Origin of the sequence: Halorubrum sp. Boch-26 (assembly GCF_029889805.1) — an archaeon.
Taxonomy (GTDB): Archaea; Halobacteriota; Halobacteria; order Halobacteriales; family Haloferacaceae; genus Halorubrum.
In genome coordinates, this window is record NZ_JARANT010000028.1 from 19560 (window position 1) to 29835 (window position 10276).

Consider the following 10276-nt stretch of genomic DNA (forward strand, 5'->3'; position numbering starts at 1 on the left):
GAGACGCCGCGGCCAGCCTACCAGTCCAGCGACCCGCCGGACTGGTACTCGGTGACCTGTCGCTCGAAGAAGTTGGCCTCGCGGTTCAGGTCGACCGCCTCCGACATCCACGGGAACGGGTTCTCCGTGCCGAACCGCTCGTCCATGCCCAGTTGGGTGAGCCGGCGGTCGGCGACGTACTCCACGTACTCGACGAACCCCTCCGCGGACATCCCCATGAGGTCCGGCGGACACGCCTCCTCGGCGTACGTCGACTCCAACTCGACAGCTTCGCGGATCAGCTCGTCGATCTCCGCCTCGAACTCGTCGGTCCAGACGCCGAGGTGCTCCTCGCGGACCGCGTTGATCAGGTCGACCCCGAAGTTCAGGTGGAGCGACTCGTCGCGCATGATGTACTCGAACTGCTCGCCGACGCCGATCATCTTCCCACGCCGCTTCAGCGCGAGCATCATCGCGAAGCCGGCGTAGAAGAAGATCCCTTCCATGATCACGTAGAAGCCGACGAGGTCCCGGAGGAGCTCGCGGACGTCTTCGTCGGTCTCGACGGTGAACGACGGATCGTCGATTGACCGCGTCAGGTCGACGACGAACTCGTCCTTCCGTTGGATGGCGGGGATCCGGTCATACATCCCGTACATGTACTCCGGCTCGAAGCCGAGCGAGTCGCAGCAGTAGATGAACGTGTCCGTGTGGATCGCCTCCTCGTACGCCTGCCGGAGCAGGTACTGGCGGCACTCCGGGGCGGTGACGTAGTCGTAGACGGCCAACACGAGGTTGTTCGCCGTCAGGGACTCGGCCGTCGAAAAGAATCCGAGATTCCACTCGACGAGCTGGCGCTCCGCCTCGGTGAGCTCGTCGTTCTCCCACTGGCGAACGTCGTCCGCCATCGGGATCTCCTCTGGGACCCAGTTGTTGTTGACGCCGTTCCGGTAGTACTCGCGGGCCCAGTCGTACTCTATCGGCAGGATCTTGTTCGGGTCGTGCTGGCTGTCGGTGTTGAGTATCGGCATCGGTGATGGTGTGTATTCGGGAATCGGGTGGTCACTGGCAGGCGTCGCACGTCGGGTCCTCGACGGTCGGGAGGTCGGCGTCGACCTCGTCGCCCGAACCGGGCTCTGACTCCGAGGAGGCCAAAGCCGTCTCGTCGCCGAACCCGGATCCGCCGCCGGAATCTCCGCCCCCACCGCGCGACTGAGTGTCGTCGTACTCGCTCATGTCGAGCGTCGACTGCTCGATGCTCGACGCGCCGAGTGTGCGCAGGTAGTAGGTCGTCTTCAGCCCGAGATCCCACGCGGTCTCGTACACGTCGGTGAGCAGCGAGCCGTCGGTCGACGGGAAGAAGACGTTGTGCGACTGGCTCTGGTCGATCCACGCGCCGCGCCGGGCGGTGAGCCGGAGCTGGTGGCGCGGGTCGATCTCAAAGGCCCCGCGGTACAGGTCGGAGAGGTCGCCGGGAAGGTCGAGGTCGCCAACCGCGCCGTCGCGGTATTTCAGGCGATCGAGTGCCTCCTCGCCCCACTGTCCCTCGGCTTTGAGATCGGCGACGAGCCGCTCGTTGACGACGGTGAAGTCGCCGGACATGTTCGATTTGACGTAGAGGTTCGAGTACAGCGGCTCGATCGACGGCGAGGTGCCGGCGATCGTGGAGATGGTCGCCGTCGGCGCCACCGCAGTGGTGTTGGAGTTGCGCATACCGTGCTCGGCGATTCGCTCGCGGACCGCGTCCCAGTCGAGCGTCTCCTCGCGGTCGACCGGCACCTCCCGGTCGCGCTCGTCGGCCAGCAGGTCGAGGGTATCCTGCGGGAGGAGGTTGCGGTCCCACTTCGATCCCTCGAACGTCTCGTAGGCGCCGCGCTCGGCCGCCAGCTTGGCGGAGTTGTCGATCGCGTGGTAGCCGAGGAGTTCGCCGGCTCGCCCCGCGAACCCGAGCGCGCGCTCGGAGTTCATCGGGAGGCGGGCGAGCTGGAGCGCCTCGTGGAACCCCATCATTCCCAGCCCGATCGGGCGGTGTCGCATGTTCGAGCGCTCGGCCTTCCCCGTCGGATAGAAGTTGAGGTCGACGACGTTGTCGAGCATCCGCATCGCCGTCTCGGCGGTGTCGGCGAACAGCTCGGCGTCCAGTTCGGCGGACTCGCCGTCGACGCCGAGGTCGACGGGGGAATCAGCCGTTCCGGACCCGCTCCGCGCCGCGACCCCCACGTCGTCGGAGGCGGGGTGCGCCTCGGCGTCGCCGCGGAACGTCATGTGTCGCGCGAGGTTGACCGAACCGAGGTTGCAGACGGCGGTCTCCTCCCCGCTCGTGTTGAGTGTGATCTCCGTACAGAGGTTCGAGGAGTTGACGACGCCGACGTGGTCCTGCGGGGACCGGACGTTACAGGGATCCTTGAATGTGATCCACGGGTGGCCCGTCTCGAACAACCGCGTGAGCGTCTCGCGCCAGAGCTCGCTCGCGTCGACCGTTTCGTACTGCCGGAGCTCTCCATTCCCGGCCGCCTCCTCGTACTCCTCGTACAGATCCTCGAACTCCTCGCCGTAGGTCCCGTGGAGGCCGGGGACCTCGTCGGGCGAGAACAGCGTCCACTCCGCGTCGTTCTCGACCCGCTCCATGAACAGGTCAGGAACCCACGCCGCGGTGTTCATGTCGTGCGTGCGTCGGCGCTCGTCGCCGGTGTTCCGGCGGAGATCGATGAACGCCGGGAAATCGAGGTGCCACGCTTCGAGGTAGGCGGCCGCCGCGCCCCGGCGCTTCCCGGACCGGTTTATCGCGCCGGTCACGTCGTTCGAAATCTTGAGGAACGGGACCGTCCCGGTCGACTCGACGCCCGTCGAGGAGATCAGCGCGCCGTCGGCCCGCAGCGGGGTCCAGTCGTTTCCGAGCCCGCCGGACCATTTCGAGAGCGTCGCGTGTTCCTTGTACGCGTCGAAGATCCCCTCCAGATCGTCGGGAACGGTCGTGAGGTAACACGAGGAGAGTTGGGGGTGGGTCGTCCCGGCGTGGAACAGGGTCGGCGTGGAGTGGACGAACCGCAGCGTGGAGAGCACCTCGTAGAACTCCTCGGCGCGGGGGTCGCGCTCCGACTCGGCCTCCCGGAGTGCGACACCCATCGCGACCCGCATCCAGAAGACTTGGGGGAGCTCGAACGGCTCCGCATCCGCCTCCCGGAGGTAGTACCGCTGTTCGAGCGTGTCGAGCGCGGTGTAGTCGAAGAGGGCGTCTCGGTCCGGCTCGATCGCGTCGGCGAGCCGATCGAGGTCGTACTCGGCCATCCGCTCGTCGAGCAGGTCGGCGTCGAGCCCTCGGCCGATCGCCTCTCGGAAGGAGTCGCGGTATGCCGCCGCGAGCGCATCGTCCCCCTCGGGCGGGCGCTCCCCGGTGACCCGCCTGAAATAGTCGTCCCGAGCGACGCGAGCGGCGGCGGCGTCGTAGACCGGATCGCGCTCGATACGCGCCGTGAGCGCGTCGACCGTCGCCTCGGCGACCTCACCGGGATCGGCACCGTCGTACAGCGCTCGCTCGATCTCGTCGGCGATCCGGTCGCGTTCGTCGTCGTCCAGTACGTCCTCGTGGCCCGCCCGAGCGCGGTCGAGCAGGTCGCGAACCGCGGTGTCGTGTGTCGTCGTGCTCATGGTGTATCCGGTTCGTTCGGGTCCCGTCCGTCGCGGAGCCATCGAGTCCGATCCGTCGCGGTGATCGATTCCGTTCCCTCGCGGAGCGATCGGTAGCGTAGCCACTCGCGGGTGTCGTTCCGATCACCGCGGGAGCGCGGCTATCGACCGCGATCGGCGGCGTGTCCCGTTCGAACCGTGTCACACATCTCCGTCTACACCGGGATAAATATTACCAACAAGATTTCACCAAGACAACTAAGATTGTATTCCGTGTGCGAGGACCGCGGAGTACCGAGTCCGGGGCTGCGGCAGACGTCGCGGCTCACGCGGTCGGATCGAACGTCGGGAAGGGACCGACGGCGCCGGCGACGGTTCCAACTCCAGTAGCGACTGCGGGTTCAGGGCCGCCACGTCGACGGATCGACCGCCCAGAGCGCGCCCACAGCGAGCACGCCGGCGACGCCCCCGGCGGCGAGCGCGAGCGGCTCGGTCGACGCGGCCGCGATCGAGACGAGCAGCAGGATCGCAGCGACGAGCAGCGCGATCGTGTCCTCCGTGGTCGCGGCGCGAACGACGGGCGCGACCGTCGCCCCGACGGCGGCGCCGGCCGCGATCGTACCGGGCGGGCCGGTGCTCAGCGTCGCGAGCGCCTCCGACGCGGCGAACGCGCCGAGGGGGGCCCCGAACTCGGTGCCGATCCCGGTGCCGAGCGCGAGCGCGCCGACGACGCCGAGCGCGGGCGCAAGGAGGGCGGTTCGCGCTGAGAGGTCGGCGTCGAGGAGCGTGGCTCCCCCGGAGACCAGCAGCACCGATCCACCCGCGAGGAGCGCGGGCGCGGCCAACAGCGAGACCGGAGACGGCACAACGAGATCGGGGTTTCCGGACGCAGTCCCGGCCTCGGGGAGGACCGCGGGCGAGACGGTCGCCGCGAGCCCGAACGCAGTCGCGGCGACGGCGAGCAGCGCGGCGCCGACGAGGCGCCGACGAAGGGATCCCATACCGACGGAAGACCGCCGAGCCACTAAACGATCGCGGGACGTGGACGGGTTGCGGCCGGTGGCTTCTCCACCCGGCGCCGTTCGCTTCAGACCGTCACGCCCGCGCGGTCGCCTTCGATCGAGACGATAATGCGTGTTGGCGGTCCCCGCTCGTCCGTCAGCCGCAAGAGGAGTGTCTTGACCACCGGATCGTCGGTTTCGATCTCGCCGCGAACGCCCGCCAAGTCGACCGCGACGCGGAGGGACCGGTCCCCGGTCCGGCTGACCGATCCCAGCCGGAGTTCGACCTCAGGCACGGTGAGGCGCTGGGCGACGATGAGCACCGACTCGCCGCCGTCGTCGACGAACGAGGTGGCCTCGACGAACGCCGTCGCCTCCGGCTGGTCGGGGAGGACCGCCGCCTTCGCCTCCGACTTCGACCGGAAGGAGGCGGCGTGGGTCAGGAGCCCTTCGGGCAGCGAGCGCACGCTCTGCCCCTCGACGAGCGGGTCGCCGTCGACGTAGCGGCTCCGAACCGCGAGGTCCCGCGGCGTCGACGCCGCGATGTCACGAAGGCGATCGGTACACCCCGCGCTGGCGACGGTGAGGATCCCGGCCACCACCGCGCGGCGCTTCATATGACGCGTTCCGACGGTCGCGGATAAAAACCCCGGCGTTGCGGGTCTCGGCGCGTGAGAATCGGATTCGGCGCGAGGACCGACGGCTATGACTCGTCTATCATGGGCGCCGGCACGCCGTCGTCGCCGCCGTCGAGTTCGAACGCGCGGCGAAGCTCCGCGATCCGGTCGCGGATGTCGGCCGCCAGCTCGAACTCCAAGTTGCTCGCGGCCTCGTCCATCCGGTCTTCGAGCGCCTCGATCTGCGCTTTCGCCTCGTCTTCGCTCTCCACGTCGCCGACGCTGACGCTCGAGGTGTCCGTCTTCGAGCCGGGGAGGTTCGTCTCGCCGACCGGCTTGTCGATGGTCGTCGCCTCGTAGCCGTGTTCGGCGTTGTACTCCAGCTGGATCTCGCGGCGACGCTGGGTCTCCTCGATCGCGGCCTCCATCGAGTCGGTGGTCCGATCGGCGTAGAGGACGACCTCGCCGTTGACGTTGCGCGCGGCCCGCCCCATCGTCTGGACGAGGGTCGTCGTGGAGCGGAGGAACCCCTCTTGGTCGGCGTCGAGGATGGCGACGAGGCTCACCTCGGGGATGTCGAGCCCCTCGCGGAGCAGGTTGATCCCGACGAGCACGTCGATGTTGCCGAGGCGGAGGTCACGGATGATCTCGTGGCGCTCCAAGGTGTCCGTCTCGTCGTGCATGTACGCCACGTCGACGCCGGCCTCCTCGAAGTACTCCGTGAGGTCTTCAGCCATCCGCTTCGTAAGGGTCGTGACGAGGACGCGCTCGTCGCGTTCGATCCGCTCGTCGACCCGCTCTAAGAGGTCCTCGACCTGCCCCGTCGCCTCCGTCACCTCCACTTTCGGGTCGACGAGGTGAGTCGGCCGGACGATCTGCTCGACGATTCGGTCGGAGGTCTCGCGCTCGTAGTCGCTCGGCGTCGCCGAGACGTAGAGGGTCCGATCCGTCTTCTCCTCGAACTCCTCGAACGTCAGGGGACGGTTGTCGTAGGCGGTCGGGAGCCGGAACCCGTTCTCGACCAGCGAGTCCTTCCGGGACTTGTCCCCCTCGTACTGCCCTTTGATCTGGGGGATCGTCTGGTGGGACTCGTCGATCACGGTGAGGAAGTCGTCGGGGAAGTAGTCGAGCAGGGTGTAGGGGGCGTCGCCCGACTCCCGGTCGTCCATGTGCACCGAGTAGTTCTCGATCCCCGAGCAGTAGCCCGCCTCGCGGAGCATCTCGATGTCGAAGGTGGTGCGCTCCTCGATGCGCTGGGCGGCGACGAGGTCGCCCTGTCGCTCGAAGTAGCTCACGCGCTTCTCCATCAGCTCCTCGATCTCCGATATCGCCTGCGCTAACTTGTCGTCCGGGATCGAGTAGTGCTCGGCGGGGTGGAGCATGACCGCGGGCTCCTCGCTCACGACCTCGCCTTTCATCGGATCGACCTTGATGATCCGGTCGATATCGTCGCCCCACAGCTCGACGCGCACCGCGTACCGGCCGTACATCGGGTAGATCTCGACGGTGTCGCCGCGGACGCGGAAGGTGCCCTGCGTGAAGTCCACGTCGTTGCGCTCGTAGTTCAGGTCGACGAGCCGGGCGAGCAGCTCCTCGCGGCCAACCTCCTCGCCGACCTCCAGGCGGAGCGCCATGTCGCGGTAGTTCTGCGGGTCGCCGAGCCCGTAGATGGCAGAGACGGAGGCGACCACGATCACGTCGTCCCGGGTGAGGAGCGATCGCGTCGCGGAGTGGCGCAGGCGGTCGATCTCCTCGTTGATCGACATCTCCTTGTCGATGAACGTGTCCGTCTGCTCGACGTACGCCTCCGGCTGGTAGTAGTCGTAGTAGGAGACGAAGTACTCGACGGCGTTGTCCGGGAACAGCTCGCGGAACTCCTCGTACAGCTGGGCCGCGAGCGTCTTGTTGTGGGCCAGGACGAGGGTCGGCTGGTCCAGCTCCTCGGCGACCCACGAGACGGTGTTCGTCTTCCCGGAGCCGGTGACGCCGAGGAGGGTCTGTTTGTCGGCGCCCGACTCGTACCCCTCGACGAGTTCCGCTATCGCCTCGGGCTGGTCGCCCGCGGGCTCGAACGGGGCGTCGACCCGGAGCGGGCGGTCGACGGTCGGGCGGTCCTCAGAGAGGGGGGAGTCGGCGTCGCTCACGATACGCATCGTTGGGCGGCGAGGCACTTGAGCGACGCGCCTACGCAGATGACAGCGACAAAATTGGTCCCGCGCGGGCGTTCCCGCCAGGGGGAACACCGATTACTGGCCCGACGGAACACGCAGTCGTGTCCCTCCAGCTCACACCCGCCGCCGCGTTCGGTGCGGCCCTCCTCGCGTTCGTTCTGCTCGCGCTCGGAGCGTGGGTGAGATCCGACGCGCGCGCTCGCGGAAGCGGCCGTCCGACCCTCTGGAGCGTGTTCGCGCCGCTTTCGGGCATCGTACTGTTCTACTACCTGTGGTGGTGGCGTCGCGGACGGTCCCGCGAGTACCCGCCGTCCCGATTGGAGCGGGCCACCGCTACCGCCGTCGTCGCCGGAATCGGCGGGATGATCGCCGGAAGCCTCGCGTCGCCGCCCGATCCGACCGCACAGTTGACCGTCTGGCCGTTCGCGTTCGCCTGCTGTCTGCCGGTCGCGTACTGGCTGGTCAGACGGCGATCTGATGCGGCCGGGCACAGGTAGACCGGTCGGTAAGCGAGCGCTCCAACGTCCCATCCACTCACTTATAAATGAGAATCACCGGATCGGCGTAGAACAACTCCAAATATCCAGCCGCTCGCGTATAAACAGTTGATCAGGGGTCAGCGGAGGACACTTCCAAAGCCCCAGCCTCGTCACCGGACTACGTCCGGTTGCAAGCGAGAGCGTCGCTCTCGCCCTGTCGGTGGTCCTCCGCTTCGCTCCGGACCACCGACTCCCTCGCACGCGCTCTTCGTGACCACCAACGGCGGCCACTCGGGGGCGCGCGCCACCGTACGGGGTTTATATATCGGTCGTATGCTGACGGTCGCCCCGGTCGCCGGACGAAAACGTTTCCCGCTCCCCCCGCGACGCTCTGCGTATGCGCATCGCCGTCCCCAACAAGGGCCGCCTGCACGACCCGACGCTCTCGCTGTTAGAGCGCGCGGGACTCCACGTCGAGGAGACCGCCGACCGCCAGCTGTACGCCGACACCGTCGACCCCGACGTGACGGTGCTGTTCGCGCGCGCCGCCGACATCCCCGAGTACGTCCGCGACGGCGCGGCCGACCTCGGGATCACGGGGCTCGACCAGGCCGCGGAGTCCGGCGGCGTGGCGGACGACGCCGCGTCGGCGGCCGACGGCGACCTCGTCGATCTGCTCGATCTGGGGTACGGCTCCTGCAGGCTCGTCCTCGCGGCGCCGGAGGACGGCGACGCCTCGGCCGTCGCAGATCTCGCCGGCGGGACGATCGCCACCGAGTTCCCGAACGTCACCCGCGACTACCTCGACCGGGTGGGCGTCGACGCCGACGTGGTCACCGTGACGGGCGCGACGGAGCTGACTCCCCACGTCGACATGGCCGACGCCATCGTCGACATCACTTCGACGGGGACGACGCTGAAGGTGAATCGCTTGGCCGTGATCGACGACGTGCTCGCCTCCTCGGTGCGGCTGTTCGCGCGCCCCGACGTGGTCGACAACTCGAAAGTCGAACAGGTGTTGACCGCCTTCGAGTCCGTGCTCGCCGCTGACGGCCGGCGCTACCTGATGATGAACGCGCCGAAAGACCGGCTCGACGAGGTGAAAGCCGTGATCCCCGGGCTCGGCGGCCCGACGGTGATGGACGTCGAGGCCGACGAGAACGGAAACGGCATGGTGGCGGTCCACGCCGTCGTCGAGGAGCGCGACGTGTTCGCGACCATCTCGGAGCTGAAAGACGTCGGCGCGAGCGGCATCCTCGTCACCGAGATCGAACGGCTCGTGGAGTAGCCGAGCCGGGCGGGGTCGGTCGATATCCCGCGGTTCAGTCGTCCGCCGCCCCGATCAGCGCCTCCTTCTGCGCGCGGGTGAACGACTTGATCTCGTGTTCCCGCGACATCGCCGCGGACTTCGAGCCGAACGACTCGACGTGGCGCAGCGTCACGGGGGTCCGCCCCCGGGTGTACTTCGCGCCGTCTCCGGCATCGTGCTCGGCGACGCGCCGCTCGACATCGGTGGTGTAGCCGGTGTACAGCGTCCCGTCGGCGCACTCGATCACGTACACGTGGTGGCCCGAGTCCTGACTAGGCGTCGACACGAGCCCGGATCGGTGCGACCGAAACGAATAGCTGCCGGTTTCGGGGCGGCGTCGCGGTGGGATCGACCGGTTCAGTCCCCGGTGCGGGCGCGTTCCCGGGAGACCTCAGCGATCCCGGCGTTCGCGGAACAGTCCGGACAGGCGTTCAGGTCGCCGTACTCGTCCGTGAAGACGCGTGCGAAGCGGTCCGAGACGTGCGACCCACAGTGATCACAGCTTGGCATTCGGTACCGGTGTTCACCGGCGGATAACCGTAGGAGTTCAACGAACAAATACCCTTTCTCACCCCCACCAGCTTCCGGAAAACAGTATATAAACCACCGTCATAAGTCGGGTGCCGCACCCGCCGAGCAGTCGCGCCGCGCCGCGTCGATCGCGCGGGCTATCAGTCCCGCTTGCGCGCCGGCGACGAAGCCGGCGTCCACGTTCACGGTCGTGAGCACCGAGCAGGACTGGAGCGCGCCGTGGAGCGCGGCGACGCCCTCGCCGCCGACGCCGTACCCCGACGACACCGGGAGCGCGATCACCGGCGCCGCGACGAGCCCCGCGACGACCGTCGGGAGCGCTCCCTCGCGGCCCGCCGCGACCACGACGAGATCGGCCTCGCGGAGCCGGTCGCGTTGGTCTAAAATGCGGTCGAGGTTCGCGACGCCGACGTCGTCGACGCGGTCGACCGTCGCGCCGATCTCGCCGGCGACCACCGCCGCCTCGCCCGCGACTGCCGCGTCGGCGGTGCCGGCCGCGACGACCGCGACCGTCGCGTCGAGCGTGGGTTGGTTGTAGTCGAGGGTGTGGATGTTGTCGGTT

9 protein-coding genes and 1 pseudogene are annotated in these 10276 nt (G+C 68.1%); 2 read left to right on the forward strand and 8 right to left on the reverse strand.

Annotated elements, in window-relative coordinates; all coding sequences use genetic code 11:
- Window positions 1-17 precede the first annotated feature (17 nt).
- The 5 genes from OQF71_RS06060 to uvrB all read right to left on the reverse strand — a co-directional run bounded on the left by OQF71_RS06060 (window position 18) and on the right by uvrB (window position 7368).
- Window positions 18-1010, reverse strand: coding sequence for a ribonucleotide-diphosphate reductase subunit beta (locus tag OQF71_RS06060; RefSeq protein ID WP_280586494.1), 993 nt, complete (start codon window positions 1008-1010; stop codon window positions 18-20).
- A gap of 31 nt (window positions 1011-1041) precedes the next feature.
- Window positions 1042-3627, reverse strand: a complete 2586-nt coding sequence (locus tag OQF71_RS06065) for a ribonucleoside-diphosphate reductase subunit alpha (RefSeq protein ID WP_280586495.1) — start codon at window positions 3625-3627, stop codon at window positions 1042-1044.
- A gap of 380 nt (window positions 3628-4007) precedes the next feature.
- On the reverse strand, window positions 4008-4607 hold the full coding sequence (locus OQF71_RS06070) for a hypothetical protein (protein WP_280586496.1): 600 nt from the start codon (window positions 4605-4607) through the stop codon (window positions 4008-4010).
- Between the two features lie 86 nt (window positions 4608-4693).
- Window positions 4694-5224, reverse strand: a complete 531-nt coding sequence (locus tag OQF71_RS06075; RefSeq protein ID WP_280586497.1) for a hypothetical protein — start codon at window positions 5222-5224, stop codon at window positions 4694-4696.
- Between the two features lie 86 nt (window positions 5225-5310).
- Complete coding sequence (uvrB, locus tag OQF71_RS06080) at window positions 5311-7368, reverse strand: excinuclease ABC subunit UvrB (protein WP_280586498.1); 2058 nt, start codon at window positions 7366-7368, stop codon at window positions 5311-5313.
- Between the two features lie 128 nt (window positions 7369-7496).
- Between uvrB and OQF71_RS06085 the strand changes: the two genes are divergently transcribed.
- Together OQF71_RS06085 and hisG are read left to right on the forward strand one after the other, a co-directional pair.
- Window positions 7497-7892, forward strand: a complete 396-nt coding sequence (locus tag OQF71_RS06085; RefSeq protein WP_280586499.1) for a hypothetical protein — start codon at window positions 7497-7499, stop codon at window positions 7890-7892.
- Window positions 7893-8271: 379 nt separating this feature from the next.
- Window positions 8272-9162: an ATP phosphoribosyltransferase gene (gene hisG, locus OQF71_RS06090; RefSeq protein WP_280586500.1), complete on the forward strand. Its 891-nt coding sequence runs from the start codon at window positions 8272-8274 to the stop codon at window positions 9160-9162.
- 34 nt (window positions 9163-9196) lie between these two features.
- On the opposite strand, the gene OQF71_RS06095 is transcribed toward hisG, so the two are convergent.
- The 3 genes and pseudogenes from OQF71_RS06095 to OQF71_RS06105 all read right to left on the reverse strand — a co-directional run.
- Window positions 9197-9469 carry a GIY-YIG nuclease family protein gene (locus OQF71_RS06095; protein ID WP_280586502.1) on the reverse strand — a complete coding sequence of 91 codons (273 nt, stop codon included), beginning with the start codon at window positions 9467-9469 and terminating at the stop codon, window positions 9197-9199.
- A gap of 71 nt (window positions 9470-9540) precedes the next feature.
- Window positions 9541-9693: a hypothetical protein gene (locus tag OQF71_RS06100; RefSeq protein WP_280586503.1), complete on the reverse strand. Its 153-nt coding sequence runs from the start codon at window positions 9691-9693 to the stop codon at window positions 9541-9543.
- A 99-nt stretch (window positions 9694-9792) separates the two neighbouring features.
- Window positions 9793-10276 (reverse strand): annotated as a pseudogene (locus tag OQF71_RS06105) (AIR carboxylase family protein); the annotation flags it as partial.

Excerpts from the sequence above, each read along its gene's own strand:
- OQF71_RS06060 (WP_280586494.1), bottom strand. The coding sequence starts at position 1,010 with ATGCCGATACTCAACACCGACAGCCAGCACGACCCGAACAAGATCCTG.
- OQF71_RS06065 (WP_280586495.1), bottom strand. The coding sequence starts at position 3,627 with ATGAGCACGACGACACACGACACCGCGGTTCGCGACCTGCTCGACCGC.
- OQF71_RS06070 (WP_280586496.1), bottom strand. The coding sequence starts at position 4,607 with ATGGGATCCCTTCGTCGGCGCCTCGTCGGCGCCGCGCTGCTCGCCGTC.
- OQF71_RS06075 (WP_280586497.1), bottom strand. The coding sequence starts at position 5,224 with ATGAAGCGCCGCGCGGTGGTGGCCGGGATCCTCACCGTCGCCAGCGCG.
- hisG (WP_280586500.1), top strand. The coding sequence starts at position 8,272 with ATGCGCATCGCCGTCCCCAACAAGGGCCGCCTGCACGACCCGACGCTC.
- OQF71_RS06100 (WP_280586503.1), bottom strand. The coding sequence starts at position 9,693 with ATGCCAAGCTGTGATCACTGTGGGTCGCACGTCTCGGACCGCTTCGCA.